The organism is Faecalibacterium prausnitzii (assembly GCF_003324185.1).
Classification (GTDB): Bacteria; Bacillota; Clostridia; order Oscillospirales; family Ruminococcaceae; genus Faecalibacterium; species Faecalibacterium prausnitzii.
The window spans coordinates 85,130-108,873 of record NZ_PXUP01000005.1; the positions used below are offsets into that span (position 1 = coordinate 85,130).

Consider the following 23,744-nt stretch of genomic DNA (forward strand, 5'->3'; position numbering starts at 1 on the left):
AAACAGGACAGGAATAGAAAATGGTACTATATTATATTCTGGTGCCCCTTGCATGGCTTGTGTGGCACATCGGTTTCCGCATCCGGGTGGAGGGGCGTGAAAACCTGAAAAAGGTGCAGACGAAGGGCTATATCCTTGCGCCCACCCATGTGTCTGCCATCGACCCGGTGTTCATCGTTGTCACCCGGTGGGGCAGGCGGATGGTGGTGTTTGCCAAAAAGGAACTGTTCGAGATCAACGCCTTCCTGACGTGGTTCTTCCGCTGCTGCGGCGGCGTGTGCGTCCGCGGCACCAAGGACGAGATGGCGGTCATTTCCCAGACGGTGGAGGCCTGTAAGCAGGGCAAGACCCTGCTCATCTTCCCGGAGGGCACCCGCGAAAAGGAGGGCAAGCTTCTGCCCCCCAAGAGCGGCCTTTTCGTCATTGCCGCCGAGGCGGGGGTGGACGTTGTGCCCTGCCGCATCCTGTACGACACCCCGGACGGAAGAATGCACCTGTTCTGCAAAGTGCGGGTGATCTACGGCGAGCCGATGCCCGCAGTGCAGTTTGCCATGGAGGGCCGCCGGGACACCAAAAAGCTCCGTGCCAACAAGCAGGCACTGCTGGAAGCATGGGAAAAGATGGGGGCGTAAGAGATGGAGATCCGTTTGGCAAAAACGGCGGGGTTCTGCTTTGGTGTGAACCGTGCCGTGGAACTGACCTACGGCCTGCTGGCCGAGGGGCATAAGGTGGCAACGCTGGGCCCGCTGATCCACAACCCGCAGGCGGTGGAGGATATGCGGCGCAAGGGTGCACAGGTAGTGGACACCGTGCAGGATGTGCCCGCCGGGTGCGAGGTGGTCATCCGCAGCCACGGGGTGCCCCGCAGCGTTTACGATGAACTGGAAGCGCGCGGCATCCCGTACCATGACGCCACCTGCCCCTTTGTGCAGAAGATCCAGCGCATTGCCGCCGAGGCCGAAAAAGAGGGTGCGGTGCTGCTGGTGGCGGGCGATAAGACCCACCCGGAGGTGCAGGGCATCGTGGGGCACACCCGGGGCGAGGTGTTCGTTTTTGCCGATTTAGCCGAGTTAGAGGCGTGGAACGGCCCTTCTGACCCCCAAAAACCCCTTTTTGCAGTTGCACAGACCACATTTCAGGTTACAAAATGGAAAGAAAGTTCGGAGTTTCTCAAAAAAGCCTATACAAACGCCCGAATTTTTGATACAATATGTAATGCGACGTGGGCGAGGCAACAGGAAGCGGAAGACCTCAGCCAAAAATGCGACATTGTTGTTGTCATTGGCGGTCATCATTCTTCCAATACCCAAAAGCTGGTACAGGTCGCCGCAAAACACACGCGTGCCGTAACGGTCGAAACAGCGAGCGAACTTCGGCCGGAATGGTTTGCAGATGTTAAAGTGGCGGGCGTGACAGCCGGGGCTTCAACGCCATCGTCTATTATTGAGGAGGTACTTAACAGTATGAGCGCAGAAATCAATGACAACATGAGCTTTGAGGAGATGCTGAACGCATCCGAAGAAAAGCGAGTTCATGCAGGCAGTATTGTGAAAGGAATCGTGACCAGCATCTCTGCCAACGAGATCCAGGTGGATATCGGTGCGAAGCAGACCGGCTTTGTCAAGCTGAGCGAGCTGACCGATGATTCCTCCGCCAAGGTCGAAGACCTGGTGAAGGTTGGCGATGAGCTGGACCTCATCGTCGAGAAGGTTATGGATCAGGATGGCGTCATCCAGCTCTCCCGCAAGAAGCTCGCATCTCGCAAGGGCATGGAAGAGATCGCCAAGGCAGCAGAATCCGGTGAAGTCGTCGAGGGCGATGTTACCGAGTTCAATAAGGGCGGCGTTGTCGTCAACGTCAAGGGCGTCAAGGTGTTCGTTCCCCGTTCTCAGGCCACTATGCGCCGCGACGAGGACTACACTGCTCTGGTCGGCCAGCACGTTCAGCTGGTCGTCACCGAGTGCTCCGGCCGCAAGATCGTGGGCAGCATCAACAAGGTGACCGCTGAGCAGAACAAGGCAAAGCGCGAGGAGTTCTGGGCAAACGTTGAAGTGGGCAAGACCTACACCGGCGTTGTCAAGAGCCTGACCTCTTATGGTGCATTCGTTGACATCGGTGGTGTTGACGGCCTGTGCCACATCAGCGAGCTGAGCTGGAACCGCATCAAGCACCCCTCCGAGGTCGTCTCCGTTGGCGACACCATCGAAGTGTATGTCAAGGACATCGACACCGAGAACCACAAGGTTTCTCTGGGCTACAAGAAGTCCGAGGACAACCCCTGGGAGCAGCTGAAGAACAACTACCCCATCGGCAGCACCTTCCATGCTCCGGTCGTTTCTCTGACCAAGTTTGGTGCATTCGTCCGCATCCTGCCGGGTGTTGACGGTCTGGTCCACATCAGCGAGATCAGCAATGACCGCGTTGAGAAGGTCTCTGACGCACTGAAGGTCGGCGATATGGTCGATGTGAAGCTGCTGGATGTTGACTTCGACAAGAAGCGCATCAGCCTGTCCATGAAGGCTCTGCTGAACGACGACGCTGAGTAATCAGCCTTTCGTGCAAAAGCATAGCTTCTGACACAATGCGATCTGCAGCCCCGTTGCCGGGAAAACGGCGGCGGGGCTGTTTTTGTTAACAAAGCCATGATAAAATTTTTCAAAAAGCACTGGGAAGTGCTCAGTTATCTGATCTTCGGCGTGCTGACCACCCTGCTGAATATTGTGCTGTATGCGCTGTTCAGCCGGCTGTTCGGCTACACCGCCGCCAACAGCTGGGGCAATGTGCTGGATAACGCTTTGTGCATCCTGTTTGCCTACTGCACCAACCGGGCGTTCGTGTTCCGCAGCAAGACCACCGGCAAAGCCATGGCAAAAGAGTTTGGCACCTTTGTCACCTGCCGTCTGGGCACCATGGTGCTGGATGCCGTGATCATGATGGTGGGGGGCAACCTTTTTGCCGCACAGGGGGCGGCGCTGGTGGACACCGCCATGCAGGGTCTGCTGGGCGCCGTGGCGGGCTGGCTGGGTCCGGATACTACCCTCTACATGGCAAACAGCTTTGCCGGGAGCCATGCCGCCGTGGCAGATGGCTCCGCTGCCATTGCCGTCATCGGCGGGGCGGACGGCCCCACAGCCATCTTCGTCACCAGCGCCTACGATGCTCAGGCAATATGGGGCCTTGCCGTGAAGGTCTTTTCCAATGTACTGGTGATCTTGCTGAACTATGTGTTCAGCAAGCTCATTATCTTTAAAAAGAAACAATAATTTTCAGGAGGTACGGTATTATGAAACGTGGTCTGAAAGGGTTTGCATTCCTGGTTTCCGGTCTGGTGCTGGGCATCATTGGTGCAACGGCATCGGTGACTGCGATCGCACTGAGCGCTGTGGGCATGGCAAAGGTGCGCCGTGCCAGCAAGTAAAACAACGGAGGAACGAACATGAACCGCGAAGAGATCCTGTCCCATGTCGATCATACCCTGCTGAAGCCGGAGGCCACTTGGCCCCAGATCCAGCAGCTGTGTGACGAAGCCATTGCAAACCACACCGCATCCGTCTGCATCAACACTTGCTACGTCAAACAGGCTGTGGAGTATATGGCAGGCCGCATCCCCGTGTGCTGCGTGGTGGGCTTCCCTCTGGGTGCCATGGATACCGCCAGCAAGGCCTTTGAAGCCAAGACTGCCATCGCCAACGGCGCAGCCGAGGTGGATATGGTCATCAACATTGGCCGCCTGAAGAACAAGGAGTACGATGCTGTCCGTGAGGACATCCGTGCCGTGAAGCAGGCTGTGGGCGATAAGATTCTGAAGGTCATCATTGAGACCTGCCTGCTGACCGAGGAAGAAAAGGAAAAGATGTGCGACATCGTCTGCGAGGCCGGTGCCGACTACATCAAGACCAGCACCGGCTTCTCTACCGCAGGTGCAAACTTCCATGATGTGGAGCTGATGGTCAAGGGCGTGCGTGGCCGCTGCAAGGTCAAGGCTGCCGGCGGCATTTCCACCGTGGAGGATATGGAGACTTTCCTTGCACTGGGCGCTGACCGTCTGGGCACCTCCCGCGCTGTCAAGATCCTGAACGGCGAGCAGGCAAAGGGCTATTAAGTTTTCTGCAAAAAATGTATTTCGGCAAAGCTCTGGGCTTGGCTGAACTGCAAAGGATGATTTCTCAAGGGCTGCTGCACAAATTGCTGTGCAGCGGCCTTTTTCGCGCCCAAGCCTTGCAAGCAGGGCGCGGCAGGGTGTATAATACAGATAGGTACTGTATAAAATAGGGGCTGTTCGCCTTGTGGGGCAAGGCGGGCAGAGGAGGAAATGCAATGAATATACCCGAGATCCTTGTGGCCAATGGCACAGGGGCGGTGCTGGTAAGCTTTCTGCTTTTATTGCGGGTGCGCGGCGAGAGTAAAAACAGCGTGGGAACAGCGCTGTTTTGCCGGATTCTGGTGGTGACGCTGCTGGCACAGGTCACAGAGACGATCAGCTTTCTGCTGGACGGCGTGCCCGGCGCGGCAAGCCGGTTCTGGCTGTACCTGACCAACACCGTCTGCACCGGCGCTACCGTGTGCGTGGGCTATGCGTGGTGCTTGTATGTGGACTTCCGGGTCTACCGCAGCATTGGACGCCTGCGCAGAAGGCATCTGCTGCTGGGTGCGCCGCTGCTGGCGCTTTTGGTGCTGCTGGTGGCAAACCTTTTTGGCACGGGGTGGATCTTTTCCATTTCGGCAGACAACGTTTACCATCGGGGCCCACTGAACATTTTGCTGTATCTGCTGCTGTTCGGCTATTATGCCGAGAGCGTGTGGCAGGTGCATAAGGCCAAGCACGATGGCATTACGGTAGAGTTTTTTCCGGTGTACTACTTTGTGGTCACCTGTGCGGTGGGCACGCTGCTGCAGGGCGCATTCTACGGCATGGCCTTCGGCTGGCTGTCGGTGTCCATCGCCTTTGTGCTTGTGGACAGCCAGACCCGCAGCCTGCGCGGCTATACCGATGAGTTGTCCGGCCTGTTTGGGCGCAAGTACATGAACTACTGTCTGGACCGCATCCACGCCACGCAGGAGAAGGACGTTTACGGCATCATGATGGACGTGAACTGCTTCAAGGAGATCAACGACACCTACGGGCACGCCGAGGGCGACCGCGCCATTCAGGAGATCGGGCACATCCTGTCCGGGGCGCTGGTGGCAAACTCGGTAGCCATCCGCATGAGCGGCGATGAGTTCATGGTGCTGATCCGTCACGGCTCGGAGGAGCTGCTGGACGAGATCTGCACCGCCATCGAGCAGCGGGTGCAGCACTATAACGCCACCGCTCCGGCGGGCAGCTTTCAGCTGTCCTTCTCCACCGGTGTGGCAAAGTACGAGGGCGGCAGCGTGGAGAAGTTTCTGGTGGAGCTGGATCAGCGGATGTATGCGGAAAAGCGCGCTTTCCACGCCGCCCGGGACGGCCACGCCGTACCGGAGCAGGGAAATGCTCCATCAATTTAAAAGGAATGTCTAAAATAAGTGCGACTTATCTTGACAATCTGACGCTGCAATGATAGAATATGTGGCGTACCAATTGAATACCGACTTATCAAGAGCGGCTGAGGGGACAGGCCCTGTGAAGCCCGACAACCTGCGCGAGAGCGTAAGGTGCCAAATCCTGCGGGAAACCGGAAGATAAGAGTGCAACGCTCAGAGCTTTCGGCTCTGGGCGCTTTTATTTTTCAGAACAAACTTGATGGAATGGTAAATACACGCAACTGCAACATTTAGGAGGCAAAAAATGGCTAGACACCTGTTTACTTCGGAGTCCGTCACCGAGGGACATCCCGACAAGATCTGCGACCAGATCTCGGATGCAATTCTGGACGAGATCCTGACCCACGACCCCAACGCCCGCGTGGCCTGCGAGACCTGCGCATCCACCGGCCTTGTGCACATTATGGGCGAGATCACCACCAGCTGCTATGTGGACTTCCAGAAGGTCGTCCGCGAGGTGGTGGCAGATATCGGCTACACCCGCGCAAAGTTCGGCTTTGACGCCGACACCTGCGCCGTCATCTCCAACATTGACGGCCAGAGCCCCGATATTGCACTGGGCACCAACGATCAGGTAGGCGGTGCAGGCGATCAGGGCATGATGTTCGGTTATGCCTGTGACGAGACCCCCGAGCTGATGCCCATGCCCATCAGCCTTGCCCACAAGCTGGCAAAGCGCCTGACCGAAGTGCGCAAGAGCGGCGAGATGGATTACCTGCGCCCGGACGGCAAGAGTCAGGTGACCGTGGAGTACGACGAGAACAACAAGCCCGTGCGCGTGGACGCCGTGGTCATCTCCAGCCAGCACAGCGAGAGCGTGAGCATGGAGCAGCTGCGGGCAGATGTGATGGAAAAGGTCATTAAGGCCACCATCCCCGCCGAGCTGCTGGACGAGAACACCAAGTACTACATCAACCCCACCGGCCGCTTTGTTGTGGGCGGCCCGCAGGGCGATACCGGCCTGACCGGCCGTAAGATCATCGTGGACACCTACGGCGGCTATGCACGCCACGGCGGCGGTGCCTTCTCCGGCAAGGACCCCAGCAAGGTGGACCGCAGCGCAGCCTACGCTACCCGCTGGGTGGCCAAGAACATCGTGGCTGCGGGTCTGGCAAAGCAGTGCGAGGTACAGGTGGCCTACGCCATCGGCGTGGCAAAGCCTGTGTCCATCATGGTGGATACCTTCGGCACCGGCACGGTGGCAGACGAAAAGATCGAGCAGGCTGTGGAGAAGGTGTTTGACCTGACCCCCGCCGCCATCATCCGTGACCTCGACCTGCGCAAGCCCATCTACCGTCAGCTGGCCGCTTATGGCCACATGGGCCGCGAGGATCTGGGCGTGAAGTGGGAGAACACCGACCGCGTGGATGCCCTGAAGGCTGCCGTGGCTGCCCTGTAAAAAGCGTTTTACCCTGATAGAAGGTAAGTGAAGAGAGACCGCTGCACCCGACCGTGCAGCGGCTCTTTTGCGTCACAGGGAAAAGAAAATGGTATGGCAAAAAGTATTACTTTTTCTCAAAAATCAGATAAACTTTGCGAAACGGTAAAGATTTGGTCGCGTTTTTGTAAGAAACACACATTCTCTTGAAGGAAAAGGAAAAACAGCTGTGCAAGGCGCAGAAAATCGATACATGAAACAAATTGATATGGAACAATCGACAAAATGTGATAAAATAAAACTAGATATGCGCACTTGTGTGCATGGTACGGATGGTAAACAGCAATAAGGAGTTATGTGACTATGTCTATTGAAATTTCCCCTAAGTCCTTCTTTGAGCAGCCCAGTGTGGCGGATATGCGGCTGATCGCCTGCCCCGGTGCAGAGGAGCTGACCGGCCTGATCGACAAGCACCTTGTCCGTTGGGCAAAGGCTGCCGGAATTGAAAAAGACACCTTCATTATTTCCTGCGACTGCCCCCGCTTCCAGAGCGGCGACGCCAAGGGTCTGGTCAAGGAGTCTGTCCGCGGCGACGATATCTTTATCGTGGTGGACCCGGGCAATTACAGCGTCACCTACAAGCTGTTCAACTACGAGAACCACATGTCCCCGGACGACCACTTTGCAAACCTGAAGCGTCTGATCCAGGCTGTGGCCGGTAAGGCACACCGCGTTTCCGTCATCATGCCCAGCCTGTACGGCGGCCGTCAGCACCGCCGCGTGGTGCGCGAGAGTTTGGACTGCGCTGTGGCCCTGCAGGAGCTGCAGACCATGGGCGTGCGCAACATCATCACCTTTGACGCACACGACCCCCGCGTGCAGAACGCAGTGCCCCTGATGAGCTTTGATAACGCCATGCCCACCTATCAGGTGCTCAAGAGCCTGCTGAAGAAGGATCCCACCCTGTCCTTCGACAAGGAGAAGTTCACCGTGGTCAGCCCGGACGAGGGCGCTATGAACCGCAATATGTATTTCTCCAGCGTGCTGGGCTGCAACCTGGGTATGTTCTACAAGCGCCGCGATTACACCCGCGTGGTGAACGGCCGCAACCCCATCGTTGCCCATGAGTATCTGGGCGAGAGCGTGGAGGGCAAGACCGTCTTTATCGCAGACGATATCATTGCTTCCGGCGAGAGCATGCTGGAGGTTGCCAGCAACCTGAAGGAGCGCGGCGCTGCCAACATCATTGCCAACGCCACCTTCCCCCTGTTCACCAGCGGTCTGGAGAAGTTCGACAAGGCTGTGGCAAACGGCACCCTGACCTACGTTGTGGGCACCAACCTGACCTACCGTATGCCCGAGCTGCTGACCCGCGACTGGTATGTGGACGTGGACGTTTCCAAGTACGCTGCCTACTTTGTGGTGGCACTGAACCACGATATGTCCGTTTCCAGCATCATCGACCCCCTGAAGAAGATCGAGAGCCTGCTGGCAAACCGCAAGTAAGATCGCTTTCCAAAGCCCCTGCACCCTGCGTGCAGGGGCTTTTTGCGTTTTATGAAAACTTCTGTTAAGTTTTTGAAAATTCGTGCCGGGGGCTTTGCAAATCCCGGTGGGTTTATGCTATATTTAAGTTGAAATACTTTGCATTCTGACAGAAAGGAAAAACGCCATGGAGCATTTTGTGGAGTTTGAAGATGTCTGTAAATATTACCAGACCGGCAGTGTGAAGATCGCTGCCGCAGACCACCTGAATTTCTATGTGGACAAGGGCGAGTTCTGCATCATCGTGGGGCCCTCCGGTGCGGGCAAGACCACCCTGCTGAATATTCTGGGCGGCATGGACAACTGCGACGAGGGCAACGTCTGGCTGGACGGCCGCAACGTGAGCCGCTTTTCCGCCCGGGAGCTGACCACCTACCGCCGGTATGACGTGGGCTTTGTGTTCCAGTTCTACAACTTGGTGCAGAACCTGACCGCGCTGGAAAACGTGGAGCTTGCCAGTGAGATCTGCCGCGACCCGCTGGACCCCGCCGAGACCTTGCGCAGCGTGGGGCTGGGCGAGCGGCTGAACAACTTCCCGGCGCAGCTTTCCGGCGGCGAGCAGCAGCGGGTGTCCATTGCCCGCGCACTGGCCAAAAACCCCAAGCTGCTGCTCTGCGACGAGCCCACCGGTGCGCTGGACTACCGCACCGGCAAGCAGGTGCTGGGCCTTTTGCAGGATACCTGCCGCAAGACCGGACGCACCGTCATTGTTATTACCCACAACACGGCACTGACCGGTATGGCTGACCGCATTATTCAGGTGCGCAGCGGCCGCATCGTGTCCAATCAGGTCAACGAGCACCCGGTGCCGGTGGAACAGATCGAGTGGTGAGTACTGTGCAGAAAAGTTACCGCAAAAATATCCTGCGCGAGATGAAAAGCAGCATCAGCCGGGTGGTGTCCCTGTTTGGCATCGTGGCGCTGGGGGTGATGATGCTCACCGGCCTGATGTGCATTGCCCCCGATATGCGCACCGCTGCCCAGAAGTACTATGTGCAGCAGAATGTGTTCGACCTGCGGGTGCTGTCCACCCTTGGCCTCAGTCAGAGCGATATCAGCGCGATTGCCGCTGTGGACGGGGTGGACGCCGTGCAGGCGGTGAAGTATCAGGACGTAGAAGGCCACTGGACAGGGGACGACCAGACCACGGTGGCGCGGCTGTATCAGCTGCCTGCCGACCCGCAGGCCGATACGCCGGAGAACATGAACCGCCCGGTGCTGCTGTCCGGCCGGATGCCGGAAGCTGCCGGGGAGTGCGTGGTGCACGTGATGGGCCACGGCAGCCCGGTGGAACTGGGCACCCAGCTGACCCTGCCGGAAGAGACCGAGGGGGTCAGCGGGCAGGTGTTCACGGTGGTGGGCACGGTGCAGGACCCGCTGCATTTTTCCTCCGATTCCGAGAGCAGCACCGTGGGCGATGGCCAGCTGGACTGCATCCTGTTTGTGCCGGAGGGCACTTTGACCGCAGATTATTATACGGTGTGCTATATCAAGGCAAAAAACGCCGGATTGTATGATAATTATTCCGATGAATATCAGGCGGCAGTGGATGCCGTAGCGGAAAAGCTCAAGGCCATCCAGAGCGTGCAGTGCACCGCCCGGCGGGAAGAGCTGATGGACACCGCCAACGACAAGCTGACCGAAGCGCGCACGGAGTACGACAGCCAGAAGGCCGAAGCCGAACGTCAGTTTGCCGAGGCGGAGGCAAAGCTTGCGGACGCACAGGCACAGCTGGATGCCGCCAAGGCGCAGCTGGAGGCCGGTGAAAAGGAGCTTGCCGCCCAGAAGGCTGCGCTGCCGGACACCATGCAAAGCGGTGCCGACAAGCTGGTGAGCAGCGAAGCGCAGGTGCTGGAATTTGAGGAACAGTTACAGCAAATCGAGCTGCTGGTCAACCTGAAAAAGGTGGCCGACCCCCTGCTGACCTACGCGGAAACCGCCCTGCGCAACGCCGAAAAGGCGCTGGACGAAGCCGAGCCGGAGAACGAGGATTACATTGAACTGCGGGATGCGCTGGCCAAGGCGCAGGCCGCTTACGACAATATCTATAACCAGCTGCAGGGCTATCAGCAGCAGCTGGACGCGGGCAAGCGGCAGATGTACAAGCAGGGGCTTATCTCCTCGCCGAACCTCTCCAACGACCAGCTGGTGACCGAGGCCAAGGCTGCGCTGCGCAAGATGAAATTGCAGCTTTTGCAGGGGCAGTTGCAGCTGACCACCGGCACAGCCAGCGCCTACACCCAGTTCGATGCCGCACAAAAGCAGCTGGAAGAGGGCTGGGCAGAATACAACGCCGGGCAGACCCAGCTGGAAGAATCCCGCACCGAGTACGAGAGCCGGAAAGCCGAGGCAGAGCAGAAGCTGGCGGACGGCCTTGCCCAGCTGAACGATGCCGAGGAGCAGGTGAGCCAGATCAAAAAGGGCGAGTGGTATGTGCTGGACCGCACCTCCACCATGAGCTGCGTCACCTTTGCCCAGTACGCCGACCGCATGGACGCCATTGCCCGGGTGTTCCCGGTGTTCTTCTTCCTTGTGGCGGCGCTGGTGGCTACCACCACCATGACCCGCATGGTGGACGAGAACCGCCTGCAGATGGGCACCTTAAAGGCGCTGGGCTATTCCAATTTCAGCATCGCGGGCAAGTATTTGTTCTACGCGATGCTGGCCACCATTCTGGGCAGTATCGTCGGCATGGTGGTGGGCTTTGTGGTGTTCCCTATCATTATCTGGAACGCCTATCAGCTGGTGTTCAGCCTGCCCACCTTCACCCTGCACTTCTACCCGAGCATGGCAGCTGCCAGTGTGGGCATCAGCGCCGCCGTCATCGGCTTTGCCACATGGTACGCCTGCCGTTCCAGTCTGGCCGAAAAGACCGCAGCTTTGCTGCTGCCCCGGGCTCCCGTGGCGGGCAAGCGCATCCTGATGGAGCGCATCACCCCGCTGTGGTCCCGGATGTCCTTCTCCCAAAAGACCACCGCCCGCAACCTGTTCCGGTATAAAAAGCGGTTCTTCATGACCGTGCTGGGCGTGGCGGGCTGTACCGCGCTGCTGCTTATCGGCTTCGGCATACAGGATTCCCTGCTGCCCATCGTCACAAAGCAGTCTACGGAGCTGACCCACAACGATATGTCCATCACCCTCAGCGACCCCAAAGCCCTGACCATGGAGCAGGGGCTGGCAGAGGAGCTGGACAGCAACAGCGCTGTGCAGAACTGGGGCGCGGTGTATACCAAATCCACCACCATCTACAATGCCGAAGGCGAGAGTGCAAGCGTGAGCATCGTGGCTGCGGCAAAGGACAGCGACCTGACCCGCTATGTTACCTTCCGCACCCGCAAGGGGCACAAGGCCATCAGCTTTGACAGCGGCAGCGCCATCCTGACCGAAAAGACCGCCGAGAACTTGGGCCTGCACACCGGCGATACCTTCTGGGTGGAGAACACCGAGGGTGCCCGGGTGGAGCTGACCCTGACCGGCATCACGGAAAACTATATGTTCACCCGGCTGTACCTCCCCCGCGCACAGCTGGAAAGCCTGCTGGGCACGGCAGAGATCCCGTGGAACACGGTCTACGGGCAGACCACCTGCACCGATGCTGCCGGGTACAACGCCCTGCGTACCGACCTGCTGGACTGCAACTATGTCAGCGGCATCAGCTTTACCGAGGACACCACCGAGCTGTTCGATAACCTCATCGTCAGTCTGGGCTATGTGGTGGTGCTGATCATCATCTGTGCGGCGGCTCTGGCGGCTGTGGTGCTGTATAACCTCATCAGCGTCAACCTTGGAGAGCGCAAAAAGGAGCTGGCGACCATCAAGGTGCTGGGCTTTTACGATCAGGAGGTGTACCGCTACATCTTCCGCGAGATCGAGCTGCTGGCGCTCATCGGCTCCGGCGTGGGTCTGGCGCTGGGTGTGCCGCTGCACAAGTTCATTGTGTTGACCGTGGAGATGGATCAGCTCATGTTCATCCGCACCATCGCCCTCCGCAGCTACCTGCTGGCGGTGGCGCTGACCATGGTGTTTACCGTGGTGGTCTGCTTTGTCATGCGGCGGCACGTCCGACGCATCAGCATGGTGGAAAGCATGAAGGCTCCGGAGTAATTACAAAGCAAAACCATAAAAAGCACCCCCTGCAGTCTGTACGGGCAGACCGCAGGGGGTGCTTGGCTTTTTATACGCTCAGGGAATCAGAGGAACACATACTTGAGGATGAACAGCACGGTGAGCACATACATCAGCGGGCTGATCTTCTTCTCCTTGGCCTTGCCGGTGATCACATTGATGATGGTCCAGGAGATGATGCCGATGGCGATACCCTCGGAGATGCTGTAAGCGGTGGGCATAGCCAGAATGGTCAGGAAGGCGGGGATGCCCTCGCTGGGATCATTGAAGTCGATCTTGATGGCAGAACCCATCATGTAGAAGCCCACGATGATCAGAGCCGGAGCGGTAGCAAAGCTGGGGATGGTGAGGAACAGCGGGCTGAAGATGGTAGCCAGCAGGAACAGCACGCCGGTGGTCATAGCGGTCAGACCGGTGCGGCCGCCCTCGGTAACGCCGGAGGCGCTCTCCACGAAAGTAGTGGTGGTGGAAGTACCCAGCACAGCGCCCACGCAGGTGCCGATGGAGTCTGCCATCAGTGCGCCCTTGATGTTGGGCAGACGGCCGTCCTCGTCCAGCATATCAGCCTTGGAGGCCACGCCAATCAGGGTGCCCAGCGTGTCGAACAGGTCCACGAAGAGGAAGGAGAACATCACGGCGAAGAAGTTCAGCAGACCAACACCGGAGAAGTCGGTCTTGAACACCTGACCAAAGGTCTCGCCCAGTGCGGAGAAGTCAAAGCTGACAAAGGCGGTGGGGATGACGGAGTACATGCCGGCATCCACATCGGGGACGTAGATACCGGTCAGCTCGCACACGATGCCCAGCAGCCAAGTGATCAGGATGCCGTACAGGATGCCGCCCTTGACCCTTTTGACCAGCAGAATGGCGGTGATGACCACGCCCAGCAGAGCCAGAATAGCGCCCACGCCCACGCTGTGGAAGGTTGCGCCCTTGAAGTGCTGGTAGGTGACCAGCGTGGAATCGCTGTTGACGATCAGCTTGGCGTTCTGCAGGCCGACAAAGGCCACGAACAGGCCAATGCCCACGCTGACGGCGCTCTTCAGGGTCATGGGAATGGCGTTGAAGATGCCCTCGCGCACATTGGTCAGGGACAGTGCAATGAAGATGACGCCCTCAACAAAGACGGCCATCAGAGCCAGCTGCCAGCTGTAACCCATGGTCAGCACGACCGTGTAGGCAAAATAGGCGTTCAGGCCCATGCCGGGAGCTAGGGCAAAGGGATAGTTGGCCAACACAGCCATCAGTGCGGTGGCAATGAAGGATGCCAGCGCAGTGGCGATCAGCACAGCCTTGGAATCCATGCCCGCTGCGGACAGGATGTTGGGGTTGACGGCAAGGATGTAGGCCATGGTCATGAAGGTAGTGATACCGGCCATGATCTCGGTCTTTACATCGGTGTGGTTTTCTTTCAGGTGAAAGAACTTTTCTAACATGAGAAACCTCCTGCTTCCAATAAAACACTCCGCCGGTTGCGGACGGCGGAGAAAGAACAGCTCCCATTCTATCAGCTGAAAACGTTTTTGTCCACACCAGAAACACACAAATTTCGCAATTTGTTCAAATTTTCTTAAATAAGTATGACTTATCTTACAAAAAATCTAGCATATTTTAGTAATTTGGACGGAATGCAGGCACCTTGTGCAGAAAAAATGTCCGCGGAAAAAAGTAGTTCCGAAACACCCTGCGGGTGTTTCGGAACTACAAATAAAATATTTTTTACAAATGACCGGCGCTTACAGCGTCTCTACCCGGTCGAACAGATCCTTTGCGGCTTCCACGGCGTCCTTGCTGCCAAAGGCTACCCGCACGCCGCCGGACAGCACATCAGACAGGGCAGCGGCCTGTGCTTTGAGCAGGGCAGCGTCCACGCTGCACAGCGCCTTGCGGTCGGCGGCGAGCATCTCGTCCGTGATGCCGCAGAAATACCGGTGATCCAGCTCCCGGGCGGCGGCACGCGCCTTGCGGGGCGTGTCCAGCTTGGCGGCGGTGCCCACGATGAATTCGTCCAGATCCCGGGCGGTGTAGTCCCGTGCGGCAAGGGCGGCGGGGGCGTGTGTAAAGGTATCGTAGCTTTCCCGCAGGTGGGGGTCCCGGTAGGTGTACAAAAACTCGATGCCGTCGGCACAGAGCATTCCGGTGCCGTAGGCACCGCCCACCTCCCGGATGGTGTGCCACAGGTATTCGTAGCTCATCACCCGCGCCAGCACCCGGCGGCGGCTGTCCAGGGGCATGGGCCAAGCCAACACATCGTAGTTCACGCCGCCGTCAATGATAAAGGCTTCGTTCACCGGGGGCGTCAGGGGCTGGGTGTAGGGCTGCGCCGGGGCGCGCCGGGCGGCGGCAAAGCGGCTTTCCGGCAGCAGGGTGCGCAGCTTTTCCAGTGCGTCCTCGGTGCCGTGCAGGCTGACGGTCAGGGCGGCAGTCTGCAGCACCCGGCTGCGCACAGCATCCAGTTTTGCGCCCAGTGCCGCCCAGTCGGCCTTTTCCAGCAGATTGCACAGGAAGTGGTAATAACTCACGCCGGTGCAGGCTTCGTCCGCAGCGCCCTCTACATAATAATGGGCGCGGGCACGGGTGGAGGCAAACTCGTTGCCCTGCTGGATAAACAGCTGTTCCATGCGCAATTTCAGCTGGCTGACCACCCGGGCATAGGCGGCTTCGGCGGCAGCGCCGGTAAGGACGGTATCGTACAGCCACTCGCCGCCGATCTCCACCGCCTTTTCCAGGCTGCGTTCCAGCAGGCTTAGGCAGAGGGTGAGTTTTGCGTGGCAGGGAGCGCCCTCCTGCCGCCCGGTCCAGAGATCCAGCTGGGCGCGGCTGTCGCCCAGCCATGTGCTGCGCAGGGTGTTCAGCTGCTGGGCGGTGTGGGCGGGGGTGTCCAGCTCGTCCAGCACATCGGTGAGCAGGTTCAGGTATTGCAGCTCCTCCGGGGTGACAGTGCCAAGATCATAGTAGAAATTCAGGTACAGGCTGCCGGCAGAGGGGTGGCGCAGCAGGGTGGCACCGGCCAGCTGCTCGGCGCTGCCCTGCGGGGTGGCATCGCCCGCGCCAAGGTCGGCGGCGGTGAGGGGGTGCTCCAGCACCAGCTTGCCATCGGTGCGCACCGGGGCGGCGGCTTCCTCGGTTTTGGGCGCGGTGGGAATTTGCAGCACCTGCACCGGGGCGGGGGCAAACAGCTCCCGCAGCAGGGTGTCGAACCATCCCTCTTCCAGCTTGCTGCGCAGGGCGGCGAAAAGCTTGTTCGTGTGCAGCAGCAGGGCGGCATTGCCGGTGTGCAGCCAGCCGGTAGCGGCGTTGATGGCATCCAGCACGCCGTCCGGCAGACTGCCCGGGCGCTCCAGCGAGGCAAACTCGGCCTCGTTCAAAGCGGCCAGCAGCAGGTCGTGAGGAATGCCGGTCTTTAGCAGCTCGTCCACGGCCTTGCGCACAGCGGGGGCAAACTTGCGGGCAGAATCCACCGTAGCGCCGCGCAGCAGCAGCTCCAAGGTGGGCTGCAGGGTGCTGTCGTCAAAGCCGATGTCGATATCTGCGCCCAGCTGCTCGGCCAGCAGCGCGGCCTTGAGGGGAGAACTGTTGGTGCTCAGCAGCGCACCCAGCAAAATCTCCACACCCAGCTGCCGCTCACGGTCGGCAAATGCGCCGGTGTACCATGCCAGTGCGCACTGCACCTCATCCGGCTTGGGTTGGTCGGTGTAGTAGGGCAGCTCCACGAATGCGCCGGGCTGCTCGTCCTGCATGGTCAGGCGGGGACGGGCAGCGGCCTTGGGCATCTTGGACAGGTAGTCCTTATCCAGCCGTGCCAGCTTATCGGCCATATCCATCTTGCCGTACAGGGTGATGCAGCAGTTGTCGGCGCTGTAATGGCGGCGGTACACCCGCTGGTATTTCTCATAGGTCAGAGCGGGGATGGACGCCGGGTCGCCGCCGGACACAAAGCCGTAAGCGGTATCCGGGAACATCGCCCGCTGCAGGGCGTTTTGCAGCTGAGCATCCGGGGAGGCCAGCGCACCCTGCATCTCGTTGTAGACCACACCGCTGACCGTGCCGTCTGCATCCCGGTGCCAGCCCTCCTGCTCGAACACCGCAGAGTCCACCATAGCCAGCGGGCAGAACACCGCGTTCAGGTAAACGTCCATCAGGTTGCAGAAATCGGTCTCGTTGGGGGTAGCAAAGGGGTAGACCGTCTTGTCCGGGAAGGTCATCGCATTGAGGAAGGAAGCCATGCTGCTTTTGAGCAGCTGCACGAAGGGGGAGCTGACCGGGTATTTTTCGCTGCCCGCCAGCACGGAGTGCTCCAGAATGTGGAACACGCCGGTGTCATCGGAGGGGAAGGTGCCGAAGCCGATGCCAAAGGCCTTGTTGACGTCCTCGTTCTCCACCAGCAGCACGGCTGCGCCGCTGACGTCATGGGTGAGCAGGGTCAAAGTACCGTGCTGCTCGGGGCAGTCCTCGGTGCGCAGGACGGTATAACCGGGATAGTGTGCCATTTTTATTCTCCTTTACGGAATGTTTTTCACAGAGGATGCGCCTGCGGCTCAGCCGCCGAACAGGCCGAAAAAGCTGGTGTGGGTCACGCCCAGCACAAGGAAAAGAGCAATCAGGGCGAACAGCACGCCGATGATGATGTCCATCTGGTGCACCGTGAGCGGAAATTTATCGTAAAGCTTTTCCTTGGGGTTTACAAAGTCCTTGCGGCCGTTGTCCAGCAGGCGCTTTTTGCCCTGCTCAAAATCGGCCTTCTGCGCCTGCAATTCTGCCTGCTGGCGGGCAAGTTCTGCCTCGCGGGCGGCCAGTGCGGCCTCGCGGCGTTCAAGCTCGGTCTGGGTATCCGGGGTGAGCTGTGCCATGGAAAGTCCCTCCTGTAAGCATAAGATGTTTTCCTTATGATACCACAAAAATGTGGACAAAAAAAGCACCCGCAGTACAAAGACTGCGGGTGCAAAGGGGGATGATGAGGAGATTACTTCTTAGCCAGATACTTGCGGATATCAATGGCGACAGCCACGATAATGACAAGGCCCTGAACGATGTAGGTGTAGGAGGAGTTGACGTTCATGAACTGCAGAGCGACCTTCATCAGCTCAAAGACCAGAACGCCGACCAGAACGCCGGGCACGGTGCCGACGCCGCCGGTGGTGGAAACACCGCCGATGGTGCAGGCTGCGATGGCGTCCAGCTCATAGCCCTGTGCGGTGTTGACGGATGCGCCGCCGGACTTTGCAGCCAGCAGGCAGCCGGCCAGACCGAACATGCAGGAAGCCAGAATGTAGATGCGGATCTTGGTAGCGTTGACGTTGACACCGGCCACCTCAGCAGCAGCCTCGTTGCCGCCGATGGCGTACATATACTTGCCGTGACGGGTCTTATTATACAGGAACCAGAAGCAGAAGGCCACGATCAGGGCGAACCAGATCAGCACGGGAATGGCAAGGAAGGTATCCTTTGCCAGTGCGGTGAAGTTGGAGTTCAGAGAGCCGATGGGGGTACCGCCGGTGTACACAAGGCAGATACCGTAGACCACCTGCTGCATACCCAAGGTAGCAATGAAGGGCTGCACCTTCAGGTAGCTGACCACCAGACCGTTGCACAGACCCACGATGGCGCAGATGGCAATGACCAGAATGAACACCACGGGGGTGGACAGGGTGGGCATATTGGGATAGAACTTGCCGGAAGCGCCTTCGGTCTGCGCAAAAATGCAGGCAAGGCAGGCGGCAAAACCAGCCAGACGGCCAGCGGACAGGTCGTTACCGGTGGTGATCAGGCAGCCGGAAATGCCCAGCGCAATGATGTAGCGGATGGACACGTTCTTGAACAGGTTGATCATGTTGGTGCCGGAGAAGAAGTTGGGGTGAATGATGCCAACGATCAGGGTGACGGCCAGCATCATCATGATAATGGCGTTGTTGCTGAGCCACTTGCCCACAGCCTTGCCATTCAATTTTTTGGTAGCTTCCACGATAGACAGCCTCCTTAATTACTGATTTGCCGCAGCTGCGTCAGGTGCGGTCTCGAACTGGGTAGCCAGCGCCATGATGTTCTCCTGCGTGGCATCCTTACCGTTGATAAAGCCGGTGATACGGCCATCGCACATGACCATGACACGGTTGGACATACCGATGATCTCGCTCATTTCAGAGGAGATCATGATAATGCTCTTGCCCTGCTTGGCCAGATCGGCGATGATGCAGTAAATTTCATACTTTGCACCGACGTCGATGCCGCGGGTAGGCTCGTCCAGAATGAGCACATCGGGGTTGTTGGCCAGCCAGCGGGCGATCAGCACCTTCTGCTGGTTGCCGCCGGAAAGGCTCTTGATCTGGGTCTTGGGGCTGGGCACCTTGATGGCCATCTTTTCCTTGTTGGTAGCCACCAGATCCAAAATCTTCTGGTTGTCCAGCATGATGGGGCCCTTGCGCAGGGCGTCCAGAGAAGCGATGGAGATGTTATCGGCAACGCTCAGCACGCCCAGAATGCCGGTAGCACGGCGGTCCTCGGTCAGCAGAGCAACGCTCTTGCGGATGGCATCGCGGGGCTGCTTGATGTTGACCTCTTCGCCCTTGATCCACACCTTACCGGAGGTATGGGCACGCAGGCCGAAGATGCCTTCCATCAGCTCGGTACGCTGTGCGCCCACCAGACCGGCAACGCCCAGGATCTCGCCCTTTTTCAGCTCAAAGCTGCAATGGCGGAAGGAGCGGGGATGGATGGAGGTGAAGTCCTCCACCTTCATCATGACCTCGTCCGAGGGCACGTTCTCCAGCGGGGGGAACAGGTTGGACAGCTCACGGCCGACCATCTTTGCAATGATCTCTTCCTTGGTCATGCTGGCAACGTCCCACTTGCCGATGTACTGGCCATCGCGCATGATGGTAACTTCGTCTGCGATGACCTTGATCTCGTCCATCTTGTGGCTGATGTAGACCAGAGCAACGCCCTGCTCCTTCAGCTCCCGCATGATGCGGAACAGGCTCTCGACCTCGTTTGCGGTCAGAGAGGAGGTGGGCTCGTCCAGGATCAGCACCTTGCAGTTGGCGGAAACGGCCTTGGCGATTTCCACCATCTGCATCTGGGCGATGCTCAAAGAGCCCAGCTTTGCATGGGGGTCGATGTCCAGCTTCAGTTTCTTCAGCAGTTCATCGGTATCTTTGTACATTTTGGCATGGTCCACAACAGTGACGATGCCGTATTTCTTAGTGGGGTAGCGTCCCAGCCAGATATTCTCGGCCACGGTACGAGCCGGAATGGGCTGCAGCTCCTGATGCACCATGGCGATGCCGCGGTCCAGTGCATCCAGCGGGGTGGGGATGGTTACCTTCTGCCCCTCGTATTCGATCTCGCCCTCGTCCATCTTGTAAATGCCGAACATACATTTCATCAGAGTGGACTTACCGGCGCCGTTTTCGCCCATCAGAGCCATGACTTTGCCGGGACGGAGCTCCAGCTGAGCATGATCCAGGGCTTTGACACCGGGGAAGGTCTTGACCACGCCTTTCATTACCAGACGGTATTCTGACATTCCGCAAAAGCCTCCTTTATGGTTGTTTACAGGCGGGCAGCTTTTTCTAAAATAAGGCGCGTGCGCGGAGAAGATTTCTCGCACGCACGCGCTTTTTAGCTTTCGTTCAAGCCGTTAAGGCCTGCTGCGCACCTTGCATTGGTTCCGGGAAACTTTAGTCTTCCTTCAGGTACTGAGAAGCGTTGTCCTTGGTGACCTTGACGTAGTCGACCCAGTAGTACTTCTCAACATCCTTGCCCTCGACGAACAGCTTGGTAGCCTCGGCAGCCTTGGTAGCCTGACCCACGTCGTCGTTCAGAACGGTACCGGTCATGTTGCCATCGACAACGTTCTGCACAGCCTCTACCAGAGCATCGACGCCGACCAGGTAGACGTCCTTGCCAACGGTGCGGCCAGCCTGCTGGATGGACTGCAGAGCGCCCAGTGCCATTGCGTCGTTGTTGCAGAACACAACTTCGATCTTGTCGCCGTACTGAGACAGAGCGTTTGCAACGTCCTGCTGAGCGGTGGTCTGATCCCAGTTGTCCAGATACTCGTACAGGCACTCGACTTCCTTGTTGGCGTCGGTCAGAGCCTTGATGGAGTACTCGGTGCGGTACTGAGCATCGATGTTCTCGGGGTCGCCCTTGCACATGATGTAGGTGATCTTGCCGTCGCCGTTGATATCGCCCTGAGTCTCGGTCTCGAGGATCAACTCGCCCTGATAAGTACCGGACTGACGAGCGTCAGCACCGACGTAGCAGCACTTGCCCTTGTAGGAATCCAGAACGCTCTCCTCGGGCTCACGGTTGATGAACACGATGGGGGTGCCGGAGGGAGAAACAGTATCAACGATGGTCTGAGCGGAAGTGGTCTGGACGGGGTTGATGACCAGCACGTCCACGCCCTGCTGCAGGAAGGTGTTGATCTGCTCGGTCTGGGTGTTCTGGTCGTTCTTGCCGTCCATGATGGTGACGGAGTAGCCCATGTCCTTCAGGTAGCCTTCCAGATCAGCGCGGTACAGGGTCATGAAGTTATCAGCAAACTGATAGATGCAGACGCCGATGTTGGCAGAGCCGTTGGTAGCAGCGGCAGAAGCAGCGGTGGAAGAAGCAACGCTGGAAGCAGCGGTGCTGGTGGAGGAAGAGCCGCCGCAAGCGGTCATAGCAGCGGTAGCGCCCACAACAGCGGAAGCCTTCAGGAAGTCGCGACGAGAAATCATTTTCATAATAGTAATCTCCTTCATTTGTGTGTCACAGCATATTCACAGACGCATTTGTCGCATGCATCCGTAATCCCTGACAGTATTATACCCTTGTATGGGGGTGTTCCGCAAGAGAATAAGTTCACAAGATTGGTGCAAATGTTTTGTTACGTTTCTACAAAAGCGGACCAAAGGTTACAAAATCTTTTCGCGAATTATCACAACTTTTCATGCCGATGCAACCAACATACAAATATGATGAAGGTATGTAAAAAAACATGCTTGAACATGACTGAATGTTGCATGACTGCTAAAAAACCGCGAAAAGGGGCGATACATTTTTTGAAAGATATTTTCAGGGATACTACACAGCGGAAAGAAAACGCCTTTTATACACTCTTACCGGAAGGGAAAAACAACACGGGTCGAGAAAAATGTTTACTCCCCGGGTGGGGCGGCACTGTACCTTTATAGTGATAGGGCAGGCAGTGCGCAGCGAACGTTTTTGGTGGCAGTGCCCGAAATACGAGCGGCCATTTTTTGCGCGCCGCGCCAGTCGGGATAACAAAACTGACGAAACTGCGTTGTGTTTTGAAAGCGTAAAATATACAATGAGGAAAACAACCGCGCAAAAATACCCGCTGGCCCTGCAAAAGTGCACACTGTCGGGCACGGCGGGCGGGTGATATCCTGTGTACAGAGCCCGGGACACCGGACGAAAGGAGGAAGAACATCATGGGGCAGACAAAGCCCGCCGCCGGGCTGAAGAGCCTGAACCGCGCCGCCGACACCCTGAGCACCCTGCTGGCGCAGGAGGTGAAGGAGCTGAACGAGCGGCAGAAGGCCGCCCGGCGGGAAAACACCCCCGACCCCGGGATGATGAAGGGGCTGAAGGAGGCTACCGCCGTACTCAAGGATCTGGCGGGTGTGGTAAAGACCCTGAACGATCAGGGCACAGAGCTGGAAGGGACAGAGTGCGGCGTGGTGCTGCTGCCGCCGGTGGAACAGGAGGAGAAGGAATGAACAGAACCGAGCGGGCAGTCATTGTGTGGAAGCCGCAGCCCCGGCAGCTGGAATTTATGCGCAGACCGGAGCCGGAGGCACTGTACGGCGGCGCGGCGGGCGGCGGCAAGAGCGATGCACTGCTCATCGAAGCGCTGCGGCAGGTGCACATCCCGCATTACCGGGCGCTGATCCTGCGCAAGACCTACCCACAGCTTTCCGACCTTGTGGATAAGAGCCAGATGTACTACCGCCGGGCTTTCCCGGAGGCGCAGTACAACGCTACCTCCCATGTATGGGTCTTTCCCAGCGGGGCAAAGATCTGGTTTGGCTCCATGCAGTACACCAAGGACCGCACCAACTATCAGGGCAAAGCCTACGATTTTATCGGCTTTGACGAGCTGACCCACTTTGAGTGGGACGAGTACAGCTACATGATGAGCCGCAACCGCCCCACCGGGCCGGGCACCCGGGTGTATATGCGTGCCACCACCAACCCCGGCGGCATCGGCCACGGCTGGGTGAAGGCACGGTTCATCACCCCCGCCCCGCCCGGCACGCCCATTGTGGAAACCGTCACGGTGCGCCTGCCGGACGGCACCGACCAGCAGATGGAGCGGGCGCGGGTATTCATCCCGTCCAGCGTGTTCGATAACCCTGCCCTGCTGGCCAACGACCCCGGGTATCTGGCAAGCCTTGCCAGCCTGCCGGAGGCGGAAAAGCAGGCGCTGCTCTACGGCAGCTGGGACAGCTTTTCCGGGCAGGTGTTCACCGAATGGCGCAACGACCCGGCGCATTATCAGGATCAGCGCTGGACTCATGTCATCGCGCCCTTTGCCATCCCCAAGCACTGGCCCATCTGGCGCGGGTACGACTTCGGTTTTTCCAAGCCCTTTTCGGTGGGGTGGTATGCAGTGGACGAGGAAGGGCGGCTGTACCGCATCAAGGAGCTGTACGGCTGCACCGGACGCCCCAACGAGGGGCTGCGCATCGACCCGGTGGAGCAGGCAAAGCGCATCCGGGAAGCCGAGCAGAACGACCCGCTGCTGCGGGGCAGGGTGATCCACGGGGTGGCAGACCCCGCCATCTTTGACGAGAGCCGTGGCGAGAGCATTGCAGCCATGATGGAGCGCAGCCCGCATTTTCTGCGCTGGCAGCCCGGGGACCACACCCGGCTGGCGGGCAAGATGCAGTTCCACTACCGGCTGCGGTTCGCGCCGGACGGGCGGCCGATGCTGCAGGTGTTCAGCAGCTGCAAGCACTTCATCCGTACTCTGCCGAACCTTGTGTACGACGAGAGCAATGTGGAGGATATCGATACCCGGCAGGAGGATCACATCTACGATGAGTGCCGCTATGTGCTGATGGAGCATCCCATCAGCCCGCCCGAGGCTTCTGCCGCGCCGCCAAGGCCGGACGACCCGCTGGAGCTGCACCGGCAGGCGCGGTTCTACCGCATCTGAAAA

18 protein-coding genes and 1 riboswitch are annotated in these 23,744 nt (G+C 58.6%); of the genes, 12 read left to right on the forward strand and 6 right to left on the reverse strand.

Annotated elements, in window-relative coordinates; genetic code table 11:
• Positions 1-20: 20 nt before the first annotated feature.
• From C7J97_RS04865 to C7J97_RS04905, 10 genes are all read left to right on the forward strand, one after another.
• Complete coding sequence (locus C7J97_RS04865; RefSeq protein WP_097782682.1) at positions 21-632, forward strand: lysophospholipid acyltransferase family protein; 612 nt, start codon at positions 21-23, stop codon at positions 630-632.
• Between the two features lie 3 nt (positions 633-635).
• Positions 636-2,546, forward strand: coding sequence for a bifunctional 4-hydroxy-3-methylbut-2-enyl diphosphate reductase/30S ribosomal protein S1 (locus tag C7J97_RS04870; RefSeq protein ID WP_005927132.1), 1,911 nt, complete (start codon positions 636-638; stop codon positions 2,544-2,546).
• Between the two features lie 96 nt (positions 2,547-2,642).
• Positions 2,643-3,263 (forward strand): GtrA family protein, encoded by a 621-nt coding sequence (locus C7J97_RS04875; RefSeq protein ID WP_113992202.1) that lies wholly within the window; start codon positions 2,643-2,645, stop codon positions 3,261-3,263.
• Positions 3,264-3,283: 20 nt separating this feature from the next.
• Positions 3,284-3,418 (forward strand): hypothetical protein, encoded by a 135-nt coding sequence (locus C7J97_RS15480; protein ID WP_005927141.1) that lies wholly within the window; start codon positions 3,284-3,286, stop codon positions 3,416-3,418.
• Between the two features lie 18 nt (positions 3,419-3,436).
• Complete coding sequence (deoC, locus tag C7J97_RS04880) at positions 3,437-4,102, forward strand: deoxyribose-phosphate aldolase (RefSeq protein WP_015536630.1); 666 nt, start codon at positions 3,437-3,439, stop codon at positions 4,100-4,102.
• Between the two features lie 215 nt (positions 4,103-4,317).
• On the forward strand, positions 4,318-5,487 hold the full coding sequence (locus C7J97_RS04885; RefSeq protein ID WP_113992201.1) for a GGDEF domain-containing protein: 1,170 nt from the start codon (positions 4,318-4,320) through the stop codon (positions 5,485-5,487).
• Positions 5,488-5,569: 82 nt separating this feature from the next.
• Positions 5,570-5,668, forward strand: a riboswitch (SAM riboswitch).
• A 99-nt stretch (positions 5,669-5,767) separates the two neighbouring features.
• Positions 5,768-6,922: a methionine adenosyltransferase gene (gene metK / locus C7J97_RS04890; RefSeq protein ID WP_097784732.1), complete on the forward strand. Its 1,155-nt coding sequence runs from the start codon at positions 5,768-5,770 to the stop codon at positions 6,920-6,922.
• A 342-nt stretch (positions 6,923-7,264) separates the two neighbouring features.
• The gene (locus C7J97_RS04895; RefSeq protein WP_005927161.1) at positions 7,265-8,407 is read left to right on the forward strand and encodes a ribose-phosphate pyrophosphokinase; all 1,143 of its coding nucleotides are present in this window, start codon (positions 7,265-7,267) and stop codon (positions 8,405-8,407) included.
• A gap of 166 nt (positions 8,408-8,573) precedes the next feature.
• Complete coding sequence (locus tag C7J97_RS04900; protein WP_005927166.1) at positions 8,574-9,278, forward strand: ABC transporter ATP-binding protein; 705 nt, start codon at positions 8,574-8,576, stop codon at positions 9,276-9,278.
• Positions 9,279-9,319: 41 nt separating this feature from the next.
• Positions 9,320-12,550, forward strand: a complete 3,231-nt coding sequence (locus C7J97_RS04905) for an ABC transporter permease (protein WP_242983438.1) — start codon at positions 9,320-9,322, stop codon at positions 12,548-12,550.
• 86 nt (positions 12,551-12,636) lie between these two features.
• On the opposite strand, the gene C7J97_RS04910 is transcribed toward C7J97_RS04905, so the two are convergent.
• The 6 genes from C7J97_RS04910 to C7J97_RS04935 form a co-directional block, all read right to left on the reverse strand.
• A complete protein-coding gene (locus C7J97_RS04910; RefSeq protein WP_113992199.1) occupies positions 12,637-14,007 on the reverse strand; it encodes an NCS2 family permease in 1,371 nt (456 codons plus the stop codon).
• A 300-nt stretch (positions 14,008-14,307) separates the two neighbouring features.
• Complete coding sequence (locus C7J97_RS04915) at positions 14,308-17,061, reverse strand: insulinase family protein (protein WP_113992198.1); 2,754 nt, start codon at positions 17,059-17,061, stop codon at positions 14,308-14,310.
• A gap of 48 nt (positions 17,062-17,109) precedes the next feature.
• Entirely contained in the window at positions 17,110-17,421 is a 312-nt protein-coding gene (locus C7J97_RS04920; RefSeq protein WP_005927178.1) for a hypothetical protein, read from the reverse strand.
• 113 nt (positions 17,422-17,534) lie between these two features.
• Positions 17,535-18,533, reverse strand: a complete 999-nt coding sequence (locus tag C7J97_RS04925) for an ABC transporter permease subunit (RefSeq protein WP_113992197.1) — start codon at positions 18,531-18,533, stop codon at positions 17,535-17,537.
• A gap of 18 nt (positions 18,534-18,551) precedes the next feature.
• Entirely contained in the window at positions 18,552-20,093 is a 1,542-nt protein-coding gene (locus tag C7J97_RS04930; protein WP_113992196.1) for a sugar ABC transporter ATP-binding protein, read from the reverse strand.
• 154 nt (positions 20,094-20,247) lie between these two features.
• Entirely contained in the window at positions 20,248-21,300 is a 1,053-nt protein-coding gene (locus C7J97_RS04935; RefSeq protein ID WP_044960699.1) for a substrate-binding domain-containing protein, read from the reverse strand.
• Between the two features lie 711 nt (positions 21,301-22,011).
• Between C7J97_RS04935 and C7J97_RS04940 the strand changes: the two genes are divergently transcribed.
• Both C7J97_RS04940 and C7J97_RS04945 read left to right on the forward strand, forming a co-directional pair.
• Positions 22,012-22,299 carry a hypothetical protein gene (locus C7J97_RS04940; RefSeq protein ID WP_005927190.1) on the forward strand — a complete coding sequence of 96 codons (288 nt, stop codon included), beginning with the start codon at positions 22,012-22,014 and terminating at the stop codon, positions 22,297-22,299.
• The gene (locus C7J97_RS04945; RefSeq protein ID WP_113992195.1) at positions 22,296-23,741 is read left to right on the forward strand and encodes a terminase large subunit domain-containing protein; all 1,446 of its coding nucleotides are present in this window, start codon (positions 22,296-22,298) and stop codon (positions 23,739-23,741) included. Before C7J97_RS04940 ends, C7J97_RS04945 begins: the two co-directional genes overlap by 4 nt.
• The last annotated feature ends 3 nt before the right edge of the window (positions 23,742-23,744 follow it).

What these genes read in the sequence shown, in the direction of transcription:
- C7J97_RS04865 (WP_097782682.1), top strand. Translation starts at nt 21, where the DNA reads ATGGTACTATATTATATTCTGGTGCCCCTTGCATGGCTTGTGTGGCAC.
- C7J97_RS04915 (WP_113992198.1), bottom strand. Translation starts at nt 17,061, where the DNA reads ATGGCACACTATCCCGGTTATACCGTCCTGCGCACCGAGGACTGCCCC.
- C7J97_RS04875 (WP_113992202.1), top strand. Translation starts at nt 2,643, where the DNA reads ATGATAAAATTTTTCAAAAAGCACTGGGAAGTGCTCAGTTATCTGATC.
- C7J97_RS04935 (WP_044960699.1), bottom strand. Translation starts at nt 21,300, where the DNA reads ATGAAAATGATTTCTCGTCGCGACTTCCTGAAGGCTTCCGCTGTTGTG.
- C7J97_RS04905 (WP_242983438.1), top strand. Translation starts at nt 9,320, where the DNA reads ATGAAAAGCAGCATCAGCCGGGTGGTGTCCCTGTTTGGCATCGTGGCG.
- C7J97_RS15480 (WP_005927141.1), top strand. Translation starts at nt 3,284, where the DNA reads ATGAAACGTGGTCTGAAAGGGTTTGCATTCCTGGTTTCCGGTCTGGTG.
- C7J97_RS04895 (WP_005927161.1), top strand. Translation starts at nt 7,265, where the DNA reads ATGTCTATTGAAATTTCCCCTAAGTCCTTCTTTGAGCAGCCCAGTGTG.
- C7J97_RS04945 (WP_113992195.1), top strand. Translation starts at nt 22,296, where the DNA reads ATGAACAGAACCGAGCGGGCAGTCATTGTGTGGAAGCCGCAGCCCCGG.
- C7J97_RS04900 (WP_005927166.1), top strand. Translation starts at nt 8,574, where the DNA reads ATGGAGCATTTTGTGGAGTTTGAAGATGTCTGTAAATATTACCAGACC.
- C7J97_RS04885 (WP_113992201.1), top strand. Translation starts at nt 4,318, where the DNA reads ATGAATATACCCGAGATCCTTGTGGCCAATGGCACAGGGGCGGTGCTG.
- C7J97_RS04920 (WP_005927178.1), bottom strand. Translation starts at nt 17,421, where the DNA reads ATGGCACAGCTCACCCCGGATACCCAGACCGAGCTTGAACGCCGCGAG.
- C7J97_RS04940 (WP_005927190.1), top strand. Translation starts at nt 22,012, where the DNA reads ATGGGGCAGACAAAGCCCGCCGCCGGGCTGAAGAGCCTGAACCGCGCC.
- C7J97_RS04870 (WP_005927132.1), top strand. Translation starts at nt 636, where the DNA reads ATGGAGATCCGTTTGGCAAAAACGGCGGGGTTCTGCTTTGGTGTGAAC.
- C7J97_RS04910 (WP_113992199.1), bottom strand. Translation starts at nt 14,007, where the DNA reads ATGTTAGAAAAGTTCTTTCACCTGAAAGAAAACCACACCGATGTAAAG.
- C7J97_RS04930 (WP_113992196.1), bottom strand. Translation starts at nt 20,093, where the DNA reads ATGTCAGAATACCGTCTGGTAATGAAAGGCGTGGTCAAGACCTTCCCC.
- deoC (WP_015536630.1), top strand. Translation starts at nt 3,437, where the DNA reads ATGAACCGCGAAGAGATCCTGTCCCATGTCGATCATACCCTGCTGAAG.
- metK (WP_097784732.1), top strand. Translation starts at nt 5,768, where the DNA reads ATGGCTAGACACCTGTTTACTTCGGAGTCCGTCACCGAGGGACATCCC.